This window comes from Streptomyces spiramyceticus, assembly GCF_028807635.1.
GTDB classification, from domain to species: Bacteria; Actinomycetota; Actinomycetes; order Streptomycetales; family Streptomycetaceae; genus Streptomyces; species Streptomyces spiramyceticus.
Map to the genome: position 1 here is coordinate 3,472,621 of NZ_JARBAX010000001.1, position 23,432 is coordinate 3,496,052.

20 protein-coding genes are annotated in these 23,432 nt (G+C 71.4%); 16 read left to right on the plus strand and 4 right to left on the minus strand.

Features of this window, described 5'->3' with window-relative positions:
- Positions 1 to 328 precede the first annotated feature (328 nt).
- The 14 genes from PXH83_RS15790 (at position 329) to PXH83_RS15855 (ending at position 14,805) form a co-directional block, all read left to right on the plus strand.
- A complete protein-coding gene (locus PXH83_RS15790) occupies positions 329 to 847 on the plus strand; it encodes a DUF2617 family protein (RefSeq protein ID WP_274560922.1) in 519 nt (172 codons plus the stop codon).
- Between the two features lie 63 nt (positions 848 to 910).
- Positions 911 to 2,521: a polyamine aminopropyltransferase gene (locus PXH83_RS15795; protein ID WP_274560924.1), complete on the plus strand. Its 1,611-nt coding sequence runs from the start codon at positions 911 to 913 to the stop codon at positions 2,519 to 2,521.
- A 128-nt stretch (positions 2,522 to 2,649) separates the two neighbouring features.
- On the plus strand, positions 2,650 to 3,528 hold the full coding sequence (locus PXH83_RS15800; protein WP_274560926.1) for an SRPBCC domain-containing protein: 879 nt from the start codon (positions 2,650 to 2,652) through the stop codon (positions 3,526 to 3,528).
- Between the two features lie 67 nt (positions 3,529 to 3,595).
- Complete coding sequence (locus tag PXH83_RS15805) at positions 3,596 to 4,378, plus strand: aldose epimerase family protein (RefSeq protein WP_274562845.1); 783 nt, start codon at positions 3,596 to 3,598, stop codon at positions 4,376 to 4,378.
- A gap of 24 nt (positions 4,379 to 4,402) precedes the next feature.
- Complete coding sequence (gene pyrE, locus PXH83_RS15810; RefSeq protein ID WP_274560929.1) at positions 4,403 to 4,942, plus strand: orotate phosphoribosyltransferase; 540 nt, start codon at positions 4,403 to 4,405, stop codon at positions 4,940 to 4,942.
- A 197-nt stretch (positions 4,943 to 5,139) separates the two neighbouring features.
- A complete protein-coding gene (gene fbaA, locus PXH83_RS15815; RefSeq protein WP_214921550.1) occupies positions 5,140 to 6,162 on the plus strand; it encodes a class II fructose-bisphosphate aldolase in 1,023 nt (340 codons plus the stop codon).
- Positions 6,163 to 6,272: 110 nt separating this feature from the next.
- Positions 6,273 to 7,766 carry an MFS transporter gene (locus tag PXH83_RS15820; protein WP_274560933.1) on the plus strand — a complete coding sequence of 498 codons (1,494 nt, stop codon included), beginning with the start codon at positions 6,273 to 6,275 and terminating at the stop codon, positions 7,764 to 7,766.
- A 19-nt stretch (positions 7,767 to 7,785) separates the two neighbouring features.
- Entirely contained in the window at positions 7,786 to 8,199 is a 414-nt protein-coding gene (locus tag PXH83_RS15825; protein WP_274560936.1) for a DUF3151 domain-containing protein, read from the plus strand.
- A 252-nt stretch (positions 8,200 to 8,451) separates the two neighbouring features.
- A complete protein-coding gene (locus PXH83_RS15830; protein WP_274560938.1) occupies positions 8,452 to 9,294 on the plus strand; it encodes a tryptophan 2,3-dioxygenase family protein in 843 nt (280 codons plus the stop codon).
- Positions 9,287 to 10,519, plus strand: a complete 1,233-nt coding sequence (gene kynU / locus PXH83_RS15835) for a kynureninase (RefSeq protein ID WP_274560940.1) — start codon at positions 9,287 to 9,289, stop codon at positions 10,517 to 10,519. Before PXH83_RS15830 ends, kynU begins: the two co-directional genes overlap by 8 nt.
- Before the next feature lie 62 nt (positions 10,520 to 10,581).
- Complete coding sequence (locus tag PXH83_RS15840) at positions 10,582 to 11,454, plus strand: alpha/beta hydrolase (RefSeq protein WP_274560943.1); 873 nt, start codon at positions 10,582 to 10,584, stop codon at positions 11,452 to 11,454.
- A gap of 150 nt (positions 11,455 to 11,604) precedes the next feature.
- Positions 11,605 to 12,897 (plus strand): sensor histidine kinase, encoded by a 1,293-nt coding sequence (locus PXH83_RS15845; protein ID WP_274562846.1) that lies wholly within the window; start codon positions 11,605 to 11,607, stop codon positions 12,895 to 12,897.
- Complete coding sequence (locus PXH83_RS15850; RefSeq protein WP_274560945.1) at positions 12,894 to 13,553, plus strand: response regulator; 660 nt, start codon at positions 12,894 to 12,896, stop codon at positions 13,551 to 13,553. The genes PXH83_RS15845 and PXH83_RS15850 overlap by 4 nt, the downstream gene beginning before the upstream one ends.
- A gap of 43 nt (positions 13,554 to 13,596) precedes the next feature.
- Positions 13,597 to 14,805 carry a cytochrome P450 gene (locus PXH83_RS15855; protein ID WP_274560947.1) on the plus strand — a complete coding sequence of 403 codons (1,209 nt, stop codon included), beginning with the start codon at positions 13,597 to 13,599 and terminating at the stop codon, positions 14,803 to 14,805.
- A gap of 375 nt (positions 14,806 to 15,180) precedes the next feature.
- Here PXH83_RS15855 and PXH83_RS15860 read toward each other — a convergent pair whose 3' ends face one another.
- Positions 15,181 to 16,806 (minus strand): ABC transporter permease, encoded by a 1,626-nt coding sequence (locus tag PXH83_RS15860; protein WP_274560949.1) that lies wholly within the window; start codon positions 16,804 to 16,806, stop codon positions 15,181 to 15,183.
- Positions 16,803 to 17,702 (minus strand): ABC transporter ATP-binding protein, encoded by a 900-nt coding sequence (locus PXH83_RS15865; protein ID WP_274560952.1) that lies wholly within the window; start codon positions 17,700 to 17,702, stop codon positions 16,803 to 16,805. The genes PXH83_RS15860 and PXH83_RS15865 overlap by 4 nt, the downstream gene beginning before the upstream one ends.
- A 92-nt stretch (positions 17,703 to 17,794) precedes the next feature.
- Between PXH83_RS15865 and PXH83_RS15870 the strand changes: the two genes are divergently transcribed.
- Positions 17,795 to 18,367, plus strand: a complete 573-nt coding sequence (locus PXH83_RS15870) for a GbsR/MarR family transcriptional regulator (RefSeq protein ID WP_274560954.1) — start codon at positions 17,795 to 17,797, stop codon at positions 18,365 to 18,367.
- Between the two features lie 5 nt (positions 18,368 to 18,372).
- On the opposite strand, the gene PXH83_RS15875 is transcribed toward PXH83_RS15870, so the two are convergent.
- On the minus strand, positions 18,373 to 19,209 hold the full coding sequence (locus tag PXH83_RS15875) for a diacylglycerol kinase family protein (RefSeq protein ID WP_274560957.1): 837 nt from the start codon (positions 19,207 to 19,209) through the stop codon (positions 18,373 to 18,375).
- Positions 19,210 to 19,374: 165 nt separating this feature from the next.
- Here PXH83_RS15875 and PXH83_RS15880 point away from each other — a divergent pair, with 165 nt between their 5' ends.
- The gene (locus PXH83_RS15880) at positions 19,375 to 20,658 is read left to right on the plus strand and encodes an adenylosuccinate synthase (protein ID WP_274560959.1); all 1,284 of its coding nucleotides are present in this window, start codon (positions 19,375 to 19,377) and stop codon (positions 20,656 to 20,658) included.
- Between the two features lie 179 nt (positions 20,659 to 20,837).
- On the opposite strand, the gene PXH83_RS15885 is transcribed toward PXH83_RS15880, so the two are convergent.
- On the minus strand, positions 20,838 to 23,339 hold the full coding sequence (locus tag PXH83_RS15885; protein ID WP_274560961.1) for a serine/threonine-protein kinase: 2,502 nt from the start codon (positions 23,337 to 23,339) through the stop codon (positions 20,838 to 20,840).
- Positions 23,340 to 23,432: the final 93 nt, after the last annotated feature.

The window sequence follows — 23,432 nt, forward strand, 5'->3', positions numbered from 1 at the left end:
GGCGACTGACACGGGGCAGTTGCCGGTCCGCGTATCCGCGTACCACCCTTCGCATCAGTCATGCACCACATCAGGCGCCCGGCGGTTAACTCCCGCCGGGCGCTTTCTTGTTGAACAGTTGAACTGCTTGGCCCCCGAGGGGGTGGAAACCCTTTCAAGTTGGGTAAAAATGCTATGAGCGGCGCGCGCTTCGTGATTCTCTCGCTGTGCAGAACATCAGCCCTCGGACCTCATGTGGACCCGAGCGGGCGGTCCCCCGAATCCGCTGAACACACCTCCCGGGTGACCCCGGTCCACCCTTCCAAACGCCTGTTTGCGGAGCCCACACATGCTCACGACACTCAAGACCGCCTATACCGACACGCGTGCCGCCGATCTGGCGTGGGCGCTGGGTCGGGAGCCGCTGCCCGCCCTTGCTGTGCTCGATCTCCAACTCGGCTGCGCCACACTCCAGTTGAGACTCCTCGGCGCGTCCCACCAAGTGCTCCTGGACGAGGCCGGAAACGCCTGCTCCGAGACCGTCGCCTGCATGCCGGGCAGCAGTACGCCGCTGCCGCTCGGGGTGGCAAAGAGGTTCGGGGAGTGGGAGTACGAATTCGCGGCGCGCGTCGAGACGCTCTCGCAGGGCCAGTTCGCGGGGCGCGCGCAGGAACTCCTCGCGCTGGTCGCCGACCACCCCAACGGCCTCGCGGGCACATTCCCCGGCAGCCCGCACGCGTTCACCGCGATGCTCGCGCAGCGGCACGAGGGGCAGGTGCGGTGGCGTACGTGGCATGCGTACCCGCAGGAGGGGCGGCTGGTGGCCACGCGGTCACGAGTCGGCGCGCGTATGCCTGTCGCACTGTAGTTGCACCCTTGTGGGTGACGGGCAGTGAGCCAACTGTGACGTAGCGTTCGCATGGTGATCGAAATGCCAGTGCTGCAGACGAAGCCGGTAGCCGCGGCGCCCCTGCCTGTGCGGCCGCGGACCGGCCGATTCCTGGTGCTGGGCGTGGTGTTCATCTGCGCCGCGTGCGGACTCGTCTACGAACTCGAACTGGTCGCTCTCGCCTCCTACTTGATCGGCGACTCCGTCACCCAGGCGTCCGTCGTGCTTTCGGTGATGGTCTTCGCCATGGGGATCGGCTCTCTGCTCGCCAAGCGGCTGCGCTGCCACGCCGCGTTCGGATTCGGGCTGGTCGAGGCGGCGTTGGCGCTGGTCGGCGGGTGTTCGGCGCTGGTGCTCTATGCGACCTTCGCCTGGGTCGGCGGGGCGCGGTATGTGCTGGTCGCCTTCTCGCTGACGATCGGTGTCCTCATCGGCGCCGAGATTCCGCTGCTGATGACACTGATCCAGCGGATGGCCAGGCGCGGCGAGAGCGGGGACGCGAGCGGTGATGTGGCGGATCTCTTCGCCGCCGATTACGTCGGGGCGCTGGCCGGGGGGCTGGCTTTCCCGTTCCTTCTGCTGCCGCTGGCCGGGCAGTTGACCGGTGCGCTGGTGACTGGGGCGGTCAATACGGTGGCGGGCGGGGCCCTGGTCCTGCTGCTGTTCCGGCGGGACTTGACGCCGCGGTCGCGCTGGCTGCTGATCGTCGCGAATGCCGTCGTTCTTGCCCTGCTCGCCACCGCGACCGTCCTCGTCGACGACTTCGAGCGGGCGGCGCGGCGTTCGGTGTACGGGGCGCAGGTGCGCATCGCCGTACAGACCGACGTGCAGGAGGTCGTCGTCACCGGGAGTCCGCGCGGGCCGCTCGGTCTCTTCCTCGACGGGCGGCTGCGGATCAGCGGCCGCGACGAGTACCGGTACCACGAGGCGCTCGTCCACCCCGTGATGCGCGGGCGTCACGCGCGCGTGCTGATCCTGGGCGGCGGTGACGGGCTCGCGGCGCGCGAGGTCCTGCGCTACCCGGACGTCGAGTCGCTGACGATGATCGAACTCGACCCCGGCGTCGTGCGGCTCGCCCGCACCGACCCCGCCCTGTCCGCGCTGAACCGGCACGCCCACCGGGATCCGAGGCTGAGGGTCACCAATGCCGACGCGTTCACCTGGCTTCGGGAGGAGGGGCCGGGGGAGGCGCCGTACGACGTGGTGATCTCGGATCTGCCCGATCCCGGCATTACGCCCAGCACGAAGCTCTACTCCCAGGAGTTCTACGGGCTCGCGTCGCGCGTCCTGGCGGGCGGCGGGCGGCTGGTCGTCCACGCGGGGCCGCTCGCGACGCGGCCGCGCGTCTACTGGACGGTGGATGCGACGCTGCGGGCGGCCGGCCTGCGGACCCGCCCGTACCGTGCGGCCGGCCGCCTCTCCGGTTTCACCGCGGGGCCCGACCGCGCGTCGGGCGCGGCGGCGGCCCCGGACGACTGGGGCTTCGTACTCGCCGCGAGAGGTACGCCCCCTGAGCTCGCCCTCGCGGCGAATGCGCCCCGGCTCCGGTCGCTGACGCCGGAGGCGCTCAGGGCGGGGGAACGGTCGGCGGAGGGGGCTCGGGTGCGGGGGGTGCCGGCTTCGACGCTGGTGCACCCGCGGTACACGGGCTGAGCGGTGCACCGGCTTGGCGGGGCATGGGCCGGGCGGTACGCGGACTGGGCGGTGTATCGGCTGGGCGGCGCGTGCGGATTCCGCGCAGAGGCGGGTGCGGGCGGGTGTGCGTGAGTAGGCTCGGGCCCATGGAGCATGAGGTGTTCGTTCCGGTTCCGGCAGAGGCCCTGCGACAGACGCTGGGGGACCCCGCCCGCGTCGCTCACTGCGTCCCGGGGCTTCAGCAGGACGCCGACACGGCGTCCGGGCCGCTCTCGGGGCGCCTGAAACTCCGCGTCGGCGGCCACACGATCACGTACCGCGGAACCCTGCGCGTCTCCCCCCGGCCCGACGGCCGCTTCGATGTCGAAGGCGAGGGCACGGAAGCGCGCGGCACGGGTGCGGTGAAGCTGGCGTTGACGGTGGGGTTGGCGGAGGGTGATGACGGCGGCGGTGGCGGTAGGGGTACGACCGTGACGTACGCCGGGACGGCCAGTGGCGAGGGCCGCATCGCGGAGCAGGATGCGGAGACGACGCTGGCTGCGGCGCATCGGCTGCTGGACCGGTTCACCGCGAGGCTGGTGGATGAGGCGGGGCGGGAGGCGGTTGCGGATGCGGACGCCAATGCCGACGCGGGGGCCGAGGCCGACGCCGGGGGCGATGCCGACGCGGGGGCCGAGGCGGACTCGGAGGGTGGCCCGGAGGAGGCTGCCCCCGCTTCCCCCGCGGAACCGCGTGAGTCCGTGTTCGACACCGAGGTGCCGCCGCCGGGGCTCGACGCTATGGCGGACGTACCGGGAGTGCCTGCCCCCAGCGAGCCGCCCGCCGAGGCGGCTCATGCGCGGCGCACCATGATCGGGCGCAGCGCGGAAGAGGTCGACCACGCGCCACCGCGCGGGCGTTACGCCCCGGTACCGGCGCCCCAGGCGACGTCGACCAGCGCCACCCTGCGCTGGATCGCACCGGCGGCGGCGATTGCGCTGGCGTCGGCGGTGGTGGTGGGGCGGGTGCTGCGGCGGAGGCGGTAGTGGGGGAGCGCCGCAGGCAACCGCACCACGCACCCCCTCCCCCAGCCCATAGGGTCGGAGCGTGAGCATCCAACAGACGCGACTGACGGCGGGCGACACCGAACTGACCATCGCCCAGGACAACGGCTGCCGCATGACCGGCCTCCGCATCGGCGGCACCGAGCTGTTGCGGCAGGGCGACCGGTACGGCTGCTTCCCCATGGTGCCGTGGTGCGGCCGCACCGAGCACGGGCAGTTCCGCAACGGCGCGACCCTGCACCAACTGCCGCTCAACTCACCGCCCCACGCCATCCACGGCACCGGTCGCGACACCGCCTGGCGCACCGCCCGCGCCGAGAAGAGCGAGGCCGCGTTCACGTACGACCTCGCCGACCCATGGCCGTACCCGGGCCGGGTCACCCAGACCTTCGAGCTGGCCGAGGACTCGCTCACCCTGGCCATGGGGATCGAGACGTACGGCGACTCCTTCCCGGCGCAGGCCGGCTGGCACCCCTGGTTCCTGCGCAACCTCGGCGGCGAGGACGTCCAGGTGGACTTCACACCTGCCTGGCAGGAGGAACGCGGCGACGACCACATCCCGACCGGGCGGCGTATCGACCCCGCGCCCGGCCCGTGGGACGACTGCTTCGGAATGCCGTACGGCGTGGACGTCACCCTCACCTGGCCGGGTCAGCTGGAGCTGAAGGTGGCCAGCCGCGCCGAGTGGGTCGTCATCTACGACAAGCAGCCCGAGGCCGTGTGCGTGGAGCCGCAGTCCGGGCCGCCGAACGGTCTGAATACGACCCCGCAGTTCGTGACACCGATCGAACCGCTGGAGATCGCGACCACCTGGACCTGGCGGCGGCTCTAGTGCGGCGGCTTTAAGCTCATGGGCATGACTGACGTACGTGGTGAGCTGCTCCAGCAGATCAAGGACAAGGCCGTGGTGCACGGCAAGGTGACCCTGTCATCCGGCATCGAGGCCGACTACTACATCGACCTGCGCCGGATCACGCTGGACGGCGAGGCCGCACCGCTGGTCGGCCAGGTGATGCTGGACCTGACCGCGGACCTCGACTTCGACTGCGTCGGCGGCCTCACGCTGGGCGCCGACCCGGTCGCGACGTCGATGTTGCACGCCTCCGCCGCACGCGGCCGGCGCCTGGACGCCTTCGTCGTACGCAAGGCGCAGAAGGCGCACGGCATGCAGCGCCGCATCGAGGGCGCAGACGTCAAGGGCCGCCGCTGCCTGGTCGTCGAGGACACCTCGACCACGGGCGGCTCCCCGCTGACCGCCGTCGAGGCGGTCCGGGAGGCCGGTGGCGAGGTTGTCGCGGTGGCGACGATCGTCGACCGCGGCGCGGCCGGAGCCATCGCGGAGGCCGGGCTTCCGTACCTCACGGGGTACCAGCTGGCGGATCTCGACCTCGGCTGACCGGGGCGTTACCAGGACTGACCTGGGATTTTGTGAGGGGCGGGCTGTTTCACGTGAAACAGCCCGCCCCTCACTCATGTCCGTGCGGTACACCGCGGTGGAGTCCTGGCGAGAGTCTGGAAAGATGGGGGCGACGATGACGTCGCCCCCAGGTCAGGGCCCAGCACCACTACCCGCACATCACAAGGAGCGGACAGATGCCCATCGCAACCCCCGAGGTCTACAACGAGATGCTCGACCGGGCGAAGGCAGGCAAGTTCGCCTACCCGGCCATCAACGTGACCTCGACCCAGACCTTGCACGCGGCGCTGCGCGGATTCGCGGAGGCCGAGAGCGACGGCATCATCCAGATTTCCACCGGCGGCGCCGAGTTCCTGGGCGGCCAGTACTCCAAGGACATGGTGACCGGCGCCGTCGCGCTCGCCGAGTTCGCGCACATCGTCGCCGAAAAGTACCCGGTGACCATCGCGCTGCACACGGACCACTGCCCCAAGGACAAGCTGGACACGTACGTACGTCCGCTGATCGACATCTCCGCCGAGCGCGTCGCCAAGGGCCAGAACCCGCTCTTCCAGTCCCACATGTGGGACGGCTCCGCCGAGACCCTCGCCGACAACCTGGCCATCGGCCAGGAGCTGCTCGCGAAGGCCGCCGCCGCGAAGATCATCCTTGAGGTCGAGATCACCCCGACCGGCGGTGAAGAGGACGGCGTCAGCCACGAGATCAACGACGAGCTCTACACGACCGTCGACGACGCGCTCCGCACCGCCGAGGCGCTCGGCCTGGGTGAGAAGGGCCGCTACCTGCTGGCCGCCTCCTTCGGCAACGTGCACGGCGTCTACAAGCCGGGCAACGTCGTGCTCCGCCCCGAGCTGCTCAAGGACCTCCAGGCGGGCGTCGCCGAGAAGTACGGCAAGGCGTCTCCGTTCGACTTCGTCTTCCACGGCGGCTCCGGCTCCACGGCCGAAGAGATCGCCACCGCGCTGGAGAACGGCGTCGTGAAGATGAACCTCGACACCGACACCCAGTACGCCTTCACCCGCCCGGTCGCGGACCACATGTTCCGCAACTACGACGGCGTCCTGAAGGTCGACGGCGAGGTCGGCTCGAAGAAGACGTACGACCCGCGTACCTGGGGGAAGCTTGCCGAGGCGTCGATGGCCAAGCGCGTCACCGAGGCATGCGCGAACCTGCGCTCCACGGGCACCAAGCTGAAGTAACTCGGGCAATTACGCCAGGCACGTCGGGCCCGGTTCCTCCTCGGAGGTGCCGGGCCCGACGGCTCTCCTGTCCACCTGCGCGCCGCGGCCCGGGCGAGGATGATCCTGCTATGGACATCAGGCTCGGCACCCGTACCGGGCGCTGGGTGGTGCTGACGACCGTCCTCGGCTCCAGCATGGCGATGCTGGACTCCACCGTCGTCAGCGTCGCCCTGCCCCGCATCGGCAAGGACCTGGACGCCGATCTGGCCGCACTCCAGTGGACCGTCAACGCCTACATGCTGGCCCTCGCCGGGCTGATCCTGCTCGGCGGAGCGCTCGGCGACCGGTTCGGGCGGCGGAAGATCTTTGTGATCGGTGTGGTGTGGTTCGCGGTGGCCTCGCTGCTGTGCGGACTGGCGCCGAACGCCGGGATCCTGATCGTCGCACGCGCCCTGCAGGGCGTCGGCGGTGCGCTGCTCACGCCCGGCTCCCTCGCGATCATCCAGGCCTCGTTCCACCCCGACGACCGTGCACGCGCGGTCGGTCTGTGGTCCGGGCTCGGCGGGGTCGGAGCGGCTGTCGGGCCCTTCCTCGGCGGCTGGCTGGTCGACGGTCCCGGCTGGCGCTGGGTGTTCCTGCTCAACGTGCCGCTGGCCGCGCTCTGTGTCCCCGTCGCGCTCAAGCACGTACCGGAGTCGAAGGACCCGCAGGCGCACGGCCGCTTCGACGTGCTGGGTGCCGGGCTCGCCGCGCTGGCTCTCGGGCTCGTGACGTACGCCCTGATCGAGGCGCCGGAGCGGGGCGCGTCGGCGCTGGTGGTCGGTTCCGCGGCCGTCGGGATCGTGCTGGGGGCGGGCTTCCTGTACGTCGAGAAGGAGCGGGCCGCCCCGATGATGCCGCTGACGATCTTCGCGTCGCGGCAGTTCAGCGCCATCAACCTCGTGACGCTGTGCGTATACGCGGCGTTCAGCGGCTTCTTCTTCCTCACCGCCCTCCAGCTCCAGGTCGTCGTCGGCTACTCCGCCCTTCAGGCCGGTACGGCGCTGCTCCCCACCACCGTGCTGATGCTGTTCCTGTCCGCGAAGTCCGGCGAAGTGGCCCAGCGGATCGGCCCGCGCATCCCCCTCACCGTCGGCCCCCTGCTGTGCGCGGCGGGGATGCTGATGATGCTGCGCGTGGGCGAGGGGGCGTCGTACGTCGTCGATGTGCTGCCCGCGATGCTCGTGATGGGCTCGGGCATGGTGACCCTGGTCGCGCCGCTGACCGCGACGGTCCTGGCCTCCGTCAGTACCGGCAGGGCGGGGCTGGCCAGCGGTATCAACAACGCGGCAGCCCGCGCGGCCGGCCTGGTCGCGGTGGCGGCGCTGCCGCTGCTGGCCGGGATGGGCCCGGAGGCGTACCGCTCGGCGGCCGAGTTCGGCGAGACGTTCCGGCGGGCGATGCCGATGTGCGCGGGGCTGCTGGTGCTGGGGGCGGTGATCGCTTGGGCGACGGTGCGGGTGCTGGAGCCGGAGCGGGAGCGCGATGTGCCGGAGTGCAAAGTGCACTGCGGGGTGGCGGCACCGCCGCTTGAGCGTGCGGGTGGCGGCCCTCGCCCCCCGGCGGTGCCGCCCGGCCCCTGAGCCAGGCAGACTGGAGCTCATGGCCATTCACAAAGACCTGCTCGGGGGACCGCCCCCGACCCACCTGCCCGACGACCCGGAGCCGCGCGAACTGCTCGGACACGGATCCGCGCCGACCGATGTCGCCGCGAAGTACCCCGCGTCCTCGCTCGCCTGGGCCCAGCTCGCCGACGAGGCATTCGAGAGCGGACGGGTCGTCGAGTCGTACGCATACGCCCGTACGGGCTACCACCGTGGCCTCGACGCGCTGCGCCGCGCCGGCTGGAAGGGCCACGGTCCCGTGCCGTGGGAGCACGAGCCGAACCGCGGTTTCCTGCGCGCGCTGCACGCCCTCGCCCGCGCCGCGCAGTCGATCGGTGAGCAGGAGGAGTACGAGCGCTGCTCGGCCTTCCTGCGGGACTCCTCCCCGGCGGCGGCCGACACTCTCGGCTGAGCGGTAGCCAGGAGCCAGGAGCGCCTTCTGGAGCCCGCGCCCACGCGTTCACGGACGCGTACGGGCGCGGGCTTCCCCGCGTCTGCGGCGTACTACCAGGCCGTACCACCAGGCCTTGCGCCGCAGACGGGACGCACCTCACAGGGCCGACCGTCGAGCGCTCGTCTTATGATGCCGGGAAGGGACCGGGGCTCCGTAGCCGACAAGGAAGGGGCGGACCGCTACCTGGAAGTTCGTGTCGAGGAGACAGCGATGTCGCAATACCCCGATGCCCCCGGTGCAGGTTCGGAGACCCCGAACCTGGATTTTGCGGGCACTACTCCCTACGAGGACTACGTCCAGGCGGATGTGCTCACCCACCTCCAGCACCCTCGCTCCGACGATCCCGGCGAGATGGTCTTCCTGGTGACGACCCAGGTCATGGAGCTGTGGTTCACCGTCATCGTCCATGAGTGGGAGACCGCGGCCACCGCGCTGCGCGAGGACAATCTGCCGGTCGCGATGGACGCGCTCAAGCGCTCGCTGCGTGAGCTCGAAGCGCTCAACGCCTCCTGGCGACCGCTCGCCCACCTCACCCCTGCGCAGTTCAACTCGTACCGCAGCGCGCTCGGCGAGGGCTCCGGGTTCCAGTCCGCGATGTACCGGCGGATGGAGTTCCTGCTCGGCGACAAGTCCGCTTCGATGCTCGTCCCGCACCGCGGTGCGCCGCGTGTGCACGCCGAGCTGGAGAAGGCGCTGCACCAGCCGGGCCTGTACGACGAGACGCTCCGGCTCCTCGCACGGCGCGGCCTGCGGGTGCCCGCCGGTGTGCTGGACCGCGATCTGGCACAGAAGTACGAGCCTTCGCCCGAGGTCGAGGAGGTCTGGGCCGAGGTCTACCGCGGCGACCAGAACGACGAACTCGTGCGCCTGGGCGAGGTCTTGACCGATGTGGGCGAACTGGTGTGGCGATGGCGCAACGACCATCTCGTTGCGACCCGGCGTGCCATGGGATCCAAGGTCGGCACCGGCGGCTCCGCCGGAGTGGCCTGGCTGGAGAAGCGGGCCACGAAGAACGTGTTCCCCGAGCTGTGGACGGCGCGCAGCCATGTCTGATCTCCGGGACGATCTCCAGCGGCGGGCCGCGGCCCTGGACGCCGCCGACGTACTCGCCAAGCGGCGCGAGCTCTTCGCCCTCGACGACTCCGCCGTCTACCTGGACGGCAATTCGCTGGGCGCGCTGCCCTGCCACGTACCGGCGCGGGTGGCCGACGTCATCAACCGTGAGTGGGGCGACCTGCTCATCCGCTCCTGGGACGAGAGCGGCTGGTGGACCGCGCCCGAGCGCATCGGCGACCGGATAGCGCCGCTCGTCGGCGCCGCGGCCGGTCAGGTCGTGGTGGGCGACTCGACAAGCGTCAATGTCTTCAAGGCGGTTGTGGCTGCGGCCCGGCTGGCGCCGGAGTCCCGGGACGAGATACTCGTCGACGCGACGACCTTCCCCACGGACGGCTACATAGCCGAGTCGGCGGCCAGGATGACGGGCAAGCGGCTCGTCCCCGTCGCCCCCGCCGACCTGCCGGCCGCCCTCGGCCCGCGCACCGCCGCGGTCCTCGTCAACCACGTCGACTACCGCACCGGCCGCCTCCACGACCTGCCCGGACTCACCGCCGCCGCCCACGCGGCCGGGGCCCTGGCCGTCTGGGACCTGTGCCACAGCGCGGGCGCGCTGCCGGTCGGACTCGACGCGCACCACGTCGACTTCGCGGTCGGCTGTACGTACAAGTACCTGAACGGCGGGCCCGGTTCGCCTGCTTATCTGTACGTCGCCGAACGCCACCAGGCCGCATTCGACTCCCCGCTCCCGGGCTGGAACTCGCACACCGACCCGTTCGGCATGACCCCCGGTTATGCCCCGGCGGACGGTGCGGCACGAGGCAGGGTCGGCACGCCCGACATCCTGTCCATGCTGGCGCTGGAGGCCGCGCTCGACGTCTGGGACGGCGTCGCCGTCGAAACCGTGCGCGAAAAGTCACTCGCGCTGACGGACTTCTTCCTGGAGTGCGTGGACGCGTACGTGCCCGAGGGGCGGGTCGTGCCGGTGACCCCGGCGGCGCATGCCGAGCGGGGCAGCCAGGTGTCTCTGCGGTGCGACGGGGGTTTGAGCGCCGGCGAGGTGATGCGGCAGCTGATCGCGCGTGGTGTGGTCGGTGATTTCCGCCGTCCCGACGTCCTGCGGTTCGGATTTACACCGTTGTATGTGGGCTTCGCCGATGCGGAGCGAGCGGCCCGGGTACTGGCGCAAGTCCTGGCGGAAACGCCGGGAGAAGTGCCGGCCTGAGGGCTGGTAGCGTCCCGTCGGCTAGATCAATTGGCTGTACGCACCGAAGGGTTGGTCCCCTCATGCCGGACCCCTCAGCCGAACGGGACGCTGCCGAGGCCGAGTCGGCCTTCGCCCACCCGGCCGTCGTGCCCGACGCAACCGCGGCGTACGGCGAACACCCCGACCAGGTGATCGACTTCTACGCGCCGCGCGACGGCCGGGAGCGGGCCCCGCTGGTCGTCGTCCTGCACGGCGGCGCCTGGCGGGCCCCGTACGACCGGCAGCACATCACGCCGTTCGCGGACTTCCTGGCCCGTCGGGGCTTCGCCGTCGCCAATGTCGAGTACCGGCGGGGCGGGGAACTGCCGCAGCAGCGGGGGACCGATCCGGTCGCCGGTCGCTGGCCGGAGACGTTCGACGACGTGGCGGCGGCGATGGACCTGCTGCCCGGTCTCGTACGGGAGGCACTGCCCGGCGCCGACTCGCGGCGCACCGTCGTCACCGGCCACTCGGCCGGCGGCCACCTCGCGCTGTGGGCGTCCGCCCGGCACGTACTGACCCCGGATTCGCCGTGGTACCTGGCGGACGCGCCGCCCCTGCGCGGGATCGTCGCGCTCGCGCCGATCGCGGACTTCGCGGTCGCGGACGAGCTGGACGTGTGCTCCGGTGCGGCCGTGCAGCTCCTCGGCGGGCGGGCGAGGTTCGACGAGCGGCGGCCGTACGCCGACCCGGCCATGCTGCTGCCGACGGGCATCGCCACGGTCATCGTCCAGGGCCGCACCGACATCGTCGTACCGCAGGCGGTCGCGGAGGCGTACACCGAGGCGGCGGCGAAGGCGGGCGAGACGGTCGGTCTCACGCTGCTGGAGGACGTCGGGCACTTCCCGCTGATCGACCCGGCGGCGGACGCGTGCGCGGTCGCCGCGGAGGAGATCGCGCAATTGGCGTGGTGAGCGCTGCCGGGCATGGTCCGGCTGAGCTGTGTAGTACCTGGGGCGGAGGCGGGAGGATCCCCTTCGGGACTGACGACGGCGGCGGCGCCAGCACCTACCGTTTCGTGCGTGACTGAGACGAAGAACCGCAGCCCCGAGCTCCGCCTGGCGATGGGGGCGCTCAGCGGCCTGCGCCAGGACCTGTTCGAGGGAGTTTTCGCCTACCGCCCGCTGCCGCGGATGCGGAAGGACAGCCCCCTTGTGCGGAAGCTGCCTGCCCGTATGCGGGAGTACGGGGCATGGGCGCCGCACGCGGCAGTGCTGGGCATGGCCCTGTTCACGATTCTGATCGCGACCACGGTGGGGTCGAGCGGCTGGCTCTCCGGCGCCACGATGCTGCTGGTCGGAGCCGTATCGGCCGTGCCGGTGGCGCTGACCCTGTTCCGGCCGGTCCTGGCATGGTGGCTGTCGCTGTTCGCCACCGTGGTGTCGACCGGCCTGGTGGGCGGCGACTCCGGTGCCACGTACCCGTGGACCGAGAGCGCCTTCGTCGGCCACCTCGTGGTGATGGTCGTGGTGGCGGCCAGAACCCGGCCGCGCACGGCCGGGTGGATGTGGGTCCTGACGCTGGGACTCGGCGTCATGATGTCCACCAATGGCTACGGGCAGACGGACGACACCGGGGCAATGGGCCTGGTGTCCATCTTCGCGCTGCTCGTCGTGACCGTGCTGCACATCCGCCGGGAAGCGAACGAGGAAGTCACCGTCCAGCGGACCGTCACCGCCGTCGAGCGCGACCGGCGCACGCTGCTTGAGGAGCGGACGACGATCGCCCGCGAGCTGCACGATGTCGTCGCGCACCACATGTCGGTGGTCGCGATCCAGGCGGAGGCCGCCCCGTACCGGGTGGAGAACCCGCCGCCCGAGCTGGAGCAGGCCTTCGTGACGATCCGCGAGAACGCGGTGGCGGCGCTGACCGAGCTGCGGCGCGTGCTGGGCGTCGTACGGGCGGAGGACTACGCAGCGCCGGACGCGCCGCAGCCGACGCTGGCCGAGCTCGACGGGCTGATGGCGAATGTCCGGGACGCGGGCCTGACGGTGGACAAAACGATCACAGGTTCCGTACGGGAGCTGCCGCAGGGCGTCGAGCTCTCGGCGTACCGGATCATCCAGGAGGCACTGAGCAACGCGCTGCGCCATGCGCCGGGCTCTACGGCGAAGGTCGAGGTGTCGTACGTGCTGGGAGGCCTCGGTCTGCGCATCGTGAACACCGCGCCCCAGGGCCTGGTCAAGCCCTCGCCCGGGGCCGGGCACGGAATCACGGGGATGCGGGAGCGGGTGTCGATGCTGAACGGCGAGATGGCGGCGCAGGCGACGGAGGAGGGCGGGTACGAGGTGGCGGCGTTCATCCCTGTCGCGCCGGCCGAACCGGCGGCCGTGGTGACACCGGAGCCGACCGCATGAGCATCCGCGTGCTGATCGTCGACGATCAGATCATGGTCCGCGAGGGCTTCACGGTCCTCCTGAACGCGATGCCGGAGATCGAGGTCGTCGGCGAGGCGGTGAACGGCCGGGAGGCGATCGCGCAGGTCGCCGCGCTGCGGCCGGACGTCGTACTGATGGACATCCGTATGCCGGAGCTGAACGGCATCGAGGCGACGCGGGAGATCGTCGCGGCCGACGCGGACGCCAAGGTGCTGGTGCTGACGACGTTCGACCTCGACGAGTACGTGTACCAGGCGCTGCGCGCGGGCGCCTCCGGCTTCCTGCTCAAGGACGCGTCGGCGCGGCAGCTGGCCGACGGGGTGCGGGTGGTGGCGTCCGGCGAGGCGCTGCTGGCCCCGACGGTGACGAAGCGCCTCATTTCGGAGTTCTCGAAGCTCGCCGAGGCCCCGCGTCCGCCTGCTCTCGCCCAGATCGGCGACCTCACGGAGCGGGAGACGGAGGTGCTGGTGCTGATCGCCCAGGGCCTGTCGAACGCGGAGATCGCCTCGCATCTGGTGGTCGCCGAGTCCACGATCAAGACGCATGTGAGCCGGATCCTGGTGAAGCTGGGCCTGCGGGACCGTACGCAGGCCGCGGTGTTCGCGTACGAGGCGCGGCTGGTCACGCCGGGGTAGAGGGTCTCTGTCGCGGGCGCCCGGTGTCCGTTAGCGTTTCGTCATGGCAGAGACGTTCGATCCCTGGTCGCCCTCCTTCGTCGCCGACCCGTACCCGGCGTACGCCGAGCTGCGGGCCCGTGGCCGAGTCCACTGGTACGAGCCGACGCGGCAGTGGCTGGTCCCGCACCACGCCGACGTCTCCGCCCTCCTGCGTGATCGCCGGCTCGGCCGTACGTACCTCCATCGCTTCACGCACGAGGAGTTCGGGCGCACGCCGCCGCCGCCCGAGCACGAGCCGTTCCACGTCCTCAACGACAACGGCATGCTGGACCTCGAAGCGCCCGACCACACCCGGATCCGGCGCCTGGTCTCCAAGGCGTTCACGCCGCGCACGGTCGAGCGGCTGGCGCCGACGGTGCGGCGGCTGGCGGGCGAGCTGGTCGGGGCGTTCGTCGCGGAGGGCGGCGGGGACCTGCTGTCGGCGGTGGCCGAACCTCTGCCGGTGGCGGTCATCGCGGAGATGCTCGGCATCCCGGGATCGGACCGGGAGCTGCTCCGGCCCTGGTCGGCGGACATCTGCGGGATGTACGAGCTGAACCCGCCGGAGGAGACGGCCCGCCGCGCGGTCCGGGCGTCGGTCGAATTCTCGGAGTACTTGAGGGAGTTGATCGCCGTACGCCGTAAGGATCCGGCGGACGACCTGATCTCGGCGCTCATTGCCGCGTACGACGAGGGGGACCGGCTCAGCGAGCAGGAGATGATCTCGACGTGCGTGCTGCTGCTGAACGCGGGGCACGAGGCCACGGTCAATACGACGGCCAATGGGTGGTGGACGCTCTTCCGCCACCCGGAGCAGCTGGCGGCGCTGCGGGCGGATCACGGTCTGCTGCCCACCGCTGTGGAGGAGTTGATGCGGTACGACACGCCGCTGCAGCTCTTTGAGCGGTGGGTGCTGGACGACGTGGAGGTCGACGGGGTCACTCTGCCGCGGGGCTCGGAGGTGGCGCTGCTCTTCGGCTCGGCGAATCGGGATCCGGCGGTCTTCGACCGCCCCGACGTCCTCGACCTCGCCCGCACGGACAATCCGCACGTGTCGCTCGGTGCGGGCATCCACTACTGCCTGGGGGCACCGCTGGCGCGTCTCGAACTGGCGGCGTCCTTCGGTGAGTTGCTGCGGCGGGCGCCGAGGATGCGGCTTGCTGGGGCGCCGCCGGAATGGAAGCCGGGTTACGTGATCCGTGGCTTGAGGGGGCTACGGGCCGAGGTCTGAAACTTCCCCACCCCGCCCCTTCCCGGCTGTGACATTCTGCGGCTGCCGCCGCGTGGGGCAATCCCCCAGGCCGCCGGAGCAGCTGATCTTTCAGCCGTCCGGCGTTTGAGGACCGGGGTCTGGGGCGGAGCCCCCCGCGGCGGCAGCCGCAAATGTCACAGCCGGGAAGGGGCGGGGTGGGGAAGAAGCCCGCCGCAGGCGCAAGGCCCGCCCCGCCCCCCGCCCGCCCCGCCCGGCCCCGCCCGCCCCGCCCGGCCCCGCGCGCCCACCGCCGCGCCGCACCCGTGCCCCGCCCCGCCCCCCCCGCCCCGCGCACCCCAATCCCCGCTGCCCGCCCAGCGTGTGGCGTAACGCCGCGTTTGAGGCACTCCGCACTCACGAAAGGACGTCCCGGCGTCGCAGCCCCGCCAACCCCGCCGCCACCAGCGCAAACGCAACCACCGTCATCGCCACCACCGGCGCCCACACGACCTCCGCCCCCGGCAGCTTCGGCAGGTGCCCGAACGGTGAGAGGTTCATCAGCCACTGGGGGATCTCCAGCGCCGGGCCGATCCAGCCGAGGGCCAGCGAAAGGCCCGCCACCGCCCAGGCCGCCGTCGCCGCCTTCGGGAAGGCGCCGTACAGCAGGACCGCGAACCCGCCGAGCACCCAGACCGCCGGGAGCTGGATCAGGGACGCCCCCAGCACCGGGCCGAAGTCCTTGCCATGGCCCAGCGCCAGGCCCAGGCCCCCCGCCGGCATGATCAGCGCGGCGCCGCCGAAGGCGATGACCAGGTGGCCCGAGGCCCACCGGAGTCGGCCGACCGCGTTCGCGAGGACCGGCTCGGCCCGCTGCGAGGTCTCCTCGCTGTTGAGGCGGAGCACGGACTGGACGACGTACAACCCGGCGATCAGGCCGAGGATGCCGACCATCGCGGCGAGGAACGCGTTCGTCAGGCCGCTCTGCCCGCCCATCCGCTCGAAGATCTCACGAGCGTCCTCGTTGTCGCCGACCAGGTCGGCGACCCCGTCCGTCATCCCGCCGAAGACGACGCCCGCCAGGAAGAACCCGACGCTCCAGCTCAGCACACTGCCCCGCTGCAACCGCCACGCGAGCCCGCCCGCCGTGGCGATCCGCCCCTCGGCCGACCCCGGCCGCGACGGCAGGAAGCTCATCCCGACATCGCGGCGCCCGGCGAGGACGTACGCGATGGCCCCCTGCGCGACGACCGCGACCGCGATCAGCAGGAGCACCCACCACCGCTCGGCCGCGAACGGCCGGACGTTCTCGGCCCAGCCGAGTGGCGAGAGCCACGTCAGGACGGAAGAGCCGTCGCTCGTCGAGGCATCGCCCGCCGCCCTCAGGACGAACGCGACACCGAGCACCGCCGCCGTGAGCCCCCGCGCCGGCCGGGCGCTCTCCGTGAACTGGGCCATGATCGCGGCCATCCCGGCGAACATCATGCCGACGCCGCCCACCGCGAGCCCCAGCGCGAGCGCCCCGCCCGCGTCCTGCCCGGACAGTCCGCCGGCGATGATCAGGGCGACGACCGCGTTGGCGACGGCGGCCGCGAGCAGCGCCGCCGTCAGCGGCGCGCGCCGGCCCACCGCCGCCGAGGAGATCAGCTCCTGACGACCGCTCTCCTCCTCGTCCCGCGTGTGCCGGATGACGATCATCAGGCTCATCACAGCGGTGAGTACGGCCGCGAAGACCCCGAACCGCCACGCGACGAGCGCGCCGACCGAGTCGTCGAAGACCGGCCCGTACATCGCGCGCAGCGAGCCGTTGGTCATCAGGGACCGGACCAGGCTGTCCCGCTCGGCCTCGGTGTCGTAGAACTGCTCGATCGACCCGGATCCGCTGGTGACCATGAGGCCGATGACCAGCACCCACACCGGGATCATGACCCGGTCCCGGCGCAGTGCCAGTCTCAACAGGGCGCCGGTCCCCGCCAGTTGACGTGACCCGCCGGTACGCGGAGCGAAACGGGCGCCCGTTGCGCGAGTAGCCGTGGCAGTCATCGCGCCGCCACCTCGTCCGTCGTGTAGTGGCGCAGGAAGAGCTCCTCCAGCGTCGGCGGGGTGCTGGTCAGCGACCGCACGCCCGACTCGCTCAGCGACTTGAGTACGGCGTTCAGCTTGTCCGTGTCGACCTGGAGCTTCACGCGCTTGCCCTGCACGTCGAGGTCGTACACGCCCGGCAGGTGCGAGAGCCCGTTGGGCGCTCCGGCCAGCTCGGCGGTGACGCTCGTACGGGTCAGGTGGCGCAGGTCCGCGAGCGAACCGGTCTCCACCGTCCGGCCCTTGCGGATGATGCTGACGCGGTCGCACAGCGCCTCGACCTCGCTCAGCACGTGGCTGGAGAGCAGGATCGTGCGGCCACGGTCGCGCTCCTCGGCGACGCACTGCTGGAAGATCTCCTCCATCAGCGGGTCGAGGCCGCTCGTGGGCTCGTCGAGGATGAGCACGTCCACGTCGGACGCCAAGGCGGCGACGAGGGCAACCTTCTGCCGGTTGCCCTTGGAGTACGTACGCCCCTTCTTGGTGGGGTCGAGTTCGAACCGCTCGACGAGGTCCGCGCGCCTCGTCCTGTCTAGGCCGCCGCGCAACCGCCCGTACAGGTCGATGACCTCACCGCCGCTGAGGTTGCGCCACAGCGTCACATCGCCCGGTACGTAGCCGATGCGCCGGTGCAGTTCGACGGCGTCTTTCCACGGGTCCTGGCCGAGGATCTGCGCGGCGCCGGAGTCGGCGCGCAGCAGGCCGAGGAGGACCCGGATGGTGGTGGACTTCCCGGAGCCGTTGGGGCCCAGGAAGCCGTGGACCTCACCGGTCTCGACCGCGAGGTCGAGGCCGTCCAGCGCATGCGTCCGCCCGAACGACTTGTGCAGTCCGGCGACGGTGATTGCCTTCGTCATGATTCAGAACATACGCTACTTTCACAAAGTTGTGAAGTTAAGGAAGCGTATAAACTCGCTGAGGCGGGCTGAGCAGGGGAGACGATGAGGCGATGAGCAGCGAGAACGGTGAGAGCAACCAGAACAGTGGTGGCGCCACCGCGACAGGGCCGGACGCAGAAGCTGTATCGCGCTTCGTGGAGCGCTTCGCGTCCGAATTGACCGAAGCCGGCATGCAGCGGACGGCATCACGCGTCTTCGCGGCGCTGCTCGCCTCGGAGACCGCCAGCATGACGTCGGCGGAGCTGTCCGAGCGGTTGCAGATCAGCCCGGCCGCCGTCTCCGGCGCGATCCGCTACCTCTCCCAGGCCAACATGGTCGGCAGGGAGCGCGACCCGGGCTCGCGCCGCGACCGCTATGTCCTGCACAACGAGCTCTGGTACGAGACCTTCACGCGCCGCGACCAGGTCCTGACCCGCTGGGAAAGGGTCCTGCGCGACGGGGCGGAAATGCTCGGCCCCGACACGCCCGCGGGGGCGCGGGCGGCCGAGACCGCGGCGTTCTTCGAGTTCCTCCACAACGAATTGCGAACGATGCTCGACCGGTGGAAGGAACACCGGGCGACCCTCGATCTCGGCCGGTCAGGCGGTCGGGCAGGGCAGTCGGGCGGTCGGGCAGGGCAGTGAGGCGGTCAGGCCGGCAGCATCAGCGACCACGCCCCCGGCCGCACCGTCCACGTCCTCGTCCGGACCGGACCCGCGACCAGCGCGTCCGCCCGGTAACGGAAATCCGCGCCCGACACCGTCACCGCAAGCGCGTCCGCCCGCACCTGATCACCCGACTCCGGGCTGATCACCACCTCCGCGCGGCCGCCGCGCGAGCACAGCCAGACGTCCTCGACCGGCCGGTCCAGGTCGTGCAGCAGCACCCCGTCGGCCTCCACCCGGAGCCTGTGCGTACGTACGGCGGATGGTCCGGACAGCGGCGCGGGCCGCACCAGGGTCCGTACCAGCGAGCGGCAGGTGTCCCAGACGGAAGCCACCGCAGGGCTGCCGACCGCCCGCACTGCCGGAGCCGCGGCCGCAGCCGGGATCCGCAGATCGCCCAGCACCACACCGTCGCTGTCGTCCACCAGCAGATCGAGACGCCGTACGACGCCCTCCAGCACCGCACGGGCCGCGGCCACCGCCGACGTCGGGACGCCGAGCGCACGCGCGAGATCCACGCCGACGCCCACGGGGATCAGTGCGAGCGCCCCGGAACCGAGCTCCCGGTCCCGGTGCAGCAGGGCCACGGCGCGCAGCAGCGCCCGGTCGTCGCCGATGACCACGGGGCGGCGACTGCCCCGGCGGGCCAGGGCCCGCGCGAACTCCTCGGGCCCCTCGGGGAGGCAGATTTTGGCGTTGGCCGCGGCGCACAGCACGTCCTTGGCGATACGCACGGACTCGCCGTCCGTACGCCGGGCGACCGGGTCGATGACCACCAGCAGCGGATGCGCGGTGTGCGCGGCGGGCTCTGGAGCCGACACCTCGGTCCTTCCTCGGGTAGCATCTTTGTGCAAGAGCCCCTTGCGCTATTGCGCCAGGGGCTTCGTCTATTCCGGGGCACCCGGTCCGACGGCTCAGTATCAGGTGTACGCCGTACGTACGCCCCCTGACGTTGGACATGCCCCGCCCGGAAGGGGTGTACGCCTGTGCCCGCACTTGTGCTGCTCGGTGCTCAGTGGGGTGACGAAGGCAAGGGAAAGGCCACCGACCTGCTCGGTGGATCTGTGGACTATGTAGTGCGCTATCAGGGCGGCAACAACGCCGGCCACACGGTTGTCGTTGGCGACCAGAAGTATGCGCTGCATCTCCTCCCTTCCGGAATCCTCACTCCGGAATGCACGCCGGTCATTGGTAACGGTGTCGTAGTCGATCCGGCGGTCCTGCTCTCCGAGCTGAGCGGTCTGAACGAGCGTGGCGTCGACACGTCCAAGTTGCTGATCAGCGGTAACGCGCACTTGATCACGCCGTATCACACGACCGTCGACAAGGTGACGGAACGCTTCCTCGGCAAGCGGAAGATCGGCACGACCGGCCGCGGAATCGGTCCGGCCTATGCCGACAAGATCAACCGCGTCGGCATCCGCGTCCAGGACCTCTACGACGAGTCGATCCTTCAGCAGAAGGTCGAGGCGGCGCTCGACGGCAAGAACCAGATCCTGGCGAAGCTGTACAACCGCCGTGCGATCGATCCCGCCCAGATCGTCGAGGAGCTGCTCGGCTACGGCGAGCAGATCAAGCCGTACGTCGCCGACACGACGCTGATCCTCAACAACGCGCTCGACGAGGACAAGGTCGTCCTCTTCGAGGGCGGCCAGGGCACGCTGCTCGACGTCGACCACGGCACGTACCCCTTCGTCACGTCGTCGAACCCGACCGCGGGCGGCGCCTGCACGGGTACGGGCGTGGGCCCGACGAAGATCAGCCGGGTCATCGGCATCCTCAAGGCGTACACGACGCGTGTCGGCGCCGGTCCGTTCCCGACGGAGCTGTTCGACGAGGACGGCGAGGCACTGCGCCGCATCGGTGGCGAGCGCGGTGTCACCACCGGCCGTGACCGCCGCTGCGGCTGGTTCGACGCGCCGATCGCGCGTTACGCGACGCGGGTCAACGGCCTCACCGACTTCTTCCTCACCAAGCTGGACGTGCTGACCGGCTGGGAGCAGATCCCGGTGTGTGTGGCGTACGAGATCGACGGCAAGCGCGTCGAGGAGCTCCCGTACAACCAGACCGACTTCCACCACGCGAAGCCGGTGTACGAGAACCTCCCGGGCTGGTCCGAGGACATCAGCAAGGCGAAGACCTTCGACGACCTGCCGAAGAACGCGCAGGCGTATGTGAAGGCGCTGGAGGAGATGTCGGGTGCGCCGATCTCGGCGATCGGTGTCGGTCCCGGCCGCACGGAGACGATCGAGATCAACTCGTTCATCTGACGCTCCGTTTCACTGCACGACCTGCACGACCTGCACGACCCGTATGACCTGCAGGACCCGCACGACCTGCGGGACTGCGACGGAGGGCCGTGGCGCGACGATCTGGCGCCACGGCCCTCCGGCCTGTCCGGGACAGGCTTCCCACGCCCTCGCACGCCCCCCCCAACGCTCTCCCGCGCTCACTCCGACTTCGAGTACGTGAGCGCTTCCCCACTGGTCGAGTTCACCCGGCGCAGCCGCCCGTCGGGAAGCAGCGTTACTTCGCTTGCCGCGCCCGGCGTACAGGAGGTCATGGGCTCGCCGACAACGACCTTGGACGGGCCGATACGCAGGGGCGCGTCGCCGCTCGGGGCGGCGGCGAGCTTCGCCTGGAAGACGCAGTGGTAGGTGCCGCCGCCCTTCATCGGCCCGTCCGCGGTGAGCGACAGCACGGTGTCTCCGACCCGGCCCTGCTGGAGGGTGAGACGGCGGGTGCTGTACCCCTCGGAGCTGTCGAGCCCGCCGCTCCAGGTGCCGAGGTATGCCTCTGGTACGGCGTCGTCGCCCTCTTCGGGAGTGGGCGAGGAGCCGGTGGAGGGCGTGGCACTCTCGTCGCCTCCGGACGACGGCGTTGGTGAGCCGTTTCGGTTGTCGGTGCGGCCGTCACCCTCGCTGCCGCCGGAGTTCATGAAGGCGTACACGGAACCGCCCGCGGCGAGCGCGACGACCAGCGCGACGGCGATGAGCGCGACGGTGGAACGCGTGGTGCGGGGCGGCGGTTCGGGGGAGGGCGGCTGGTAGACGTAATGGGGCGCGGGGTAGCCGTACTGCCCGGGCGGCGCGGGAGGCCGCGGCTGAGGCCGCGCAAGGGCAGGGGGAGGCCCGGCCGCACTGACAACGGTAGGCATCGCATGCATGCCCCCGGCTCGGGCTCCTGGGGGCATGCCTCCGGCGGGGGAACCAGCTGTGGGCGTGCCGACACCCGGCCCCACGCCTCCGGGGCCGGGAGCTCCGGCGTGTGGCTGCCGGGGTGTGGTGGCTGCGCCTCTGGTGGCTCCGGGTGCTCCGGGCGTGGTGGTATCAGCCCCGGGCGTGTCCGCCCGGGATCCTGCGTTCCTGGGGGCCCCGGCACCTGCTTGCCTGGGTGTGGCGGCTGCGCCTCCGCCGGCTGCGGGTGGTGGGCTCGTTCGGTCTCCGGGTGGTGCGGCTTCGGCGGAGCCGGTCCGGGGCCCGTCAGCTCCCGGTCCCGTACTCCTGGGGGCTCCGGCTCCCGGGTGCCCAGGCGCGGCGGCTGGTCCGCCGCCATGCCCGCCGACACCCGCTCCGTGACCGCCGTCGGCGGAGCCCCCGGCTCGCGCGCCCTCGGTCGCGGCCGCTGCGCTTCCGCCGCCTCCGGGTGCTGCGCCGGTTCCGCCTGGGGCTGCCGCAGAACCCGAGCCGGGCGTTCCGGCTCCCGCGCCCCCGGGGGCCAAAGATTCGCCGGCTCCGGGCGCCGCTGTTCCCGGTCCGGGGCCTTCGGGCGGGAAGGCTTCGGCTCCTGGGTGCCCGGGCGCAGCGGCTGCGCCTCCGACGGCTCCCGCTGCTCCGCCCCCTGCCGGGGCGCCCGCGCCTCCCGCTGTGTCGCCTCCGGGCCAGGCACTTCCGGCTCTCGCTCCGCCGGGCACGCCTCCGGTGCGCGCGTCCCCGCGCGGGGTGGCACCGGACTGGGGCGTCGCGTTCGCGTTTGCCGTTCCGGTCGCGTCCGGGTTTTCGACCTCCAGCAGTCTTATCGCGTGGCTGCCCAACTGGGCCACCAGTGCTCCCGGCAGCCACGGTTCCCCGTCCCCGCCGCGTGTGCGGGCCACGATCTGGTCCGGGGACGGACGTGCCGCCGGGTTCTTGTGGAGGCAGTCGCGAACCAGGTCCTGGAGGCTCTCCGGTACGCCGTCCAGCGTCGGTGGCTCCGTCGCGATGCGGTACATCAGCGCGTGGACGCCGCTGTCGGCCGTGCCGAACGGCAGCCGGCCGGTCGCCGCGTACGCCAGCACCGCCCCCAGGCAGAAAATGTCGCACGCCGGTGTGAGCCGCTCGCCGCGCACCTGCTCCGGGGCCATGAAACCGGGGGAGCCGATCAGGGCGCCGGTTCTGGTCAGGCCGGGGTCCGCGACCGTCTCCAGCGCACGCGCGATGCCGAAGTCGATGACGCGTGGCCCGTCGATGGTGACCAGGATGTTGGACGGCTTCAGGTCGCGGTGGATGAGACCGGCGGCGTGGATGTCCCGGAGCGCGTGGGCGAGGCCCGCCCCGAGGATGTGGACAGACCGCTCCGGCAGCGGACCGTGGCCGCCGGAGGAGTGGGCCGCGCCGTGGCCGCCGGAGGCTTCAGAACCCCGCGCGCGCCCCGCCGCGGGCGAGACGACCGAGTGGAGACTCGGGCCGGCGACGTAACCCGTCGCGACCCACGGAATCGCCGCCTCCGTGTCCGCGTCCAGGACCGGCGCCGTCCACCGGCCGCCGACGCGCCTCGCAGCCGCGACCTCCTGCCGGAAGCGGGCGCGGAACTCCTCCTGCTCGGCGAGTTCCTGACGTACCAGCTTGACGGCGACCGTACGGCCCCGGCCCGAGCGGGCCAGATATACCTGCCCCATGCCGCCCGCCCCGAGCCGCGCCAACAGCCGGTAGGCGCCGATCTGTTGGGGATCGGCCGGTCCCAGCTTCTCCATGGCAGCGCCACTCTCCCCGCGGTGTCCCCCGACGAACCGACAATAGTGCGCCGGTACGACAATGACGGGCGGGAAGCCGCCTGCGGTTCCCCT

What these genes read in the sequence shown, in the direction of transcription:
- PXH83_RS15790 (WP_274560922.1), top strand. Translation starts at nt 329, where the DNA reads ATGCTCACGACACTCAAGACCGCCTATACCGACACGCGTGCCGCCGAT.
- PXH83_RS15795 (WP_274560924.1), top strand. Translation starts at nt 911, where the DNA reads ATGCCAGTGCTGCAGACGAAGCCGGTAGCCGCGGCGCCCCTGCCTGTG.
- PXH83_RS15800 (WP_274560926.1), top strand. Translation starts at nt 2,650, where the DNA reads ATGGAGCATGAGGTGTTCGTTCCGGTTCCGGCAGAGGCCCTGCGACAG.
- pyrE (WP_274560929.1), top strand. Translation starts at nt 4,403, where the DNA reads ATGACTGACGTACGTGGTGAGCTGCTCCAGCAGATCAAGGACAAGGCC.
- fbaA (WP_214921550.1), top strand. Translation starts at nt 5,140, where the DNA reads ATGCCCATCGCAACCCCCGAGGTCTACAACGAGATGCTCGACCGGGCG.
- PXH83_RS15820 (WP_274560933.1), top strand. Translation starts at nt 6,273, where the DNA reads ATGGACATCAGGCTCGGCACCCGTACCGGGCGCTGGGTGGTGCTGACG.
- PXH83_RS15825 (WP_274560936.1), top strand. Translation starts at nt 7,786, where the DNA reads ATGGCCATTCACAAAGACCTGCTCGGGGGACCGCCCCCGACCCACCTG.
- PXH83_RS15830 (WP_274560938.1), top strand. Translation starts at nt 8,452, where the DNA reads ATGTCGCAATACCCCGATGCCCCCGGTGCAGGTTCGGAGACCCCGAAC.
- kynU (WP_274560940.1), top strand. Translation starts at nt 9,287, where the DNA reads ATGTCTGATCTCCGGGACGATCTCCAGCGGCGGGCCGCGGCCCTGGAC.
- PXH83_RS15840 (WP_274560943.1), top strand. Translation starts at nt 10,582, where the DNA reads ATGCCGGACCCCTCAGCCGAACGGGACGCTGCCGAGGCCGAGTCGGCC.
- PXH83_RS15845 (WP_274562846.1), top strand. Translation starts at nt 11,605, where the DNA reads ATGGGGGCGCTCAGCGGCCTGCGCCAGGACCTGTTCGAGGGAGTTTTC.
- PXH83_RS15850 (WP_274560945.1), top strand. Translation starts at nt 12,894, where the DNA reads ATGAGCATCCGCGTGCTGATCGTCGACGATCAGATCATGGTCCGCGAG.
- PXH83_RS15855 (WP_274560947.1), top strand. Translation starts at nt 13,597, where the DNA reads ATGGCAGAGACGTTCGATCCCTGGTCGCCCTCCTTCGTCGCCGACCCG.
- PXH83_RS15860 (WP_274560949.1), bottom strand. Translation starts at nt 16,806, where the DNA reads ATGACTGCCACGGCTACTCGCGCAACGGGCGCCCGTTTCGCTCCGCGT.
- PXH83_RS15865 (WP_274560952.1), bottom strand. Translation starts at nt 17,702, where the DNA reads ATGACGAAGGCAATCACCGTCGCCGGACTGCACAAGTCGTTCGGGCGG.
- PXH83_RS15870 (WP_274560954.1), top strand. Translation starts at nt 17,795, where the DNA reads ATGAGCAGCGAGAACGGTGAGAGCAACCAGAACAGTGGTGGCGCCACC.
- PXH83_RS15885 (WP_274560961.1), bottom strand. Translation starts at nt 23,339, where the DNA reads ATGGAGAAGCTGGGACCGGCCGATCCCCAACAGATCGGCGCCTACCGG.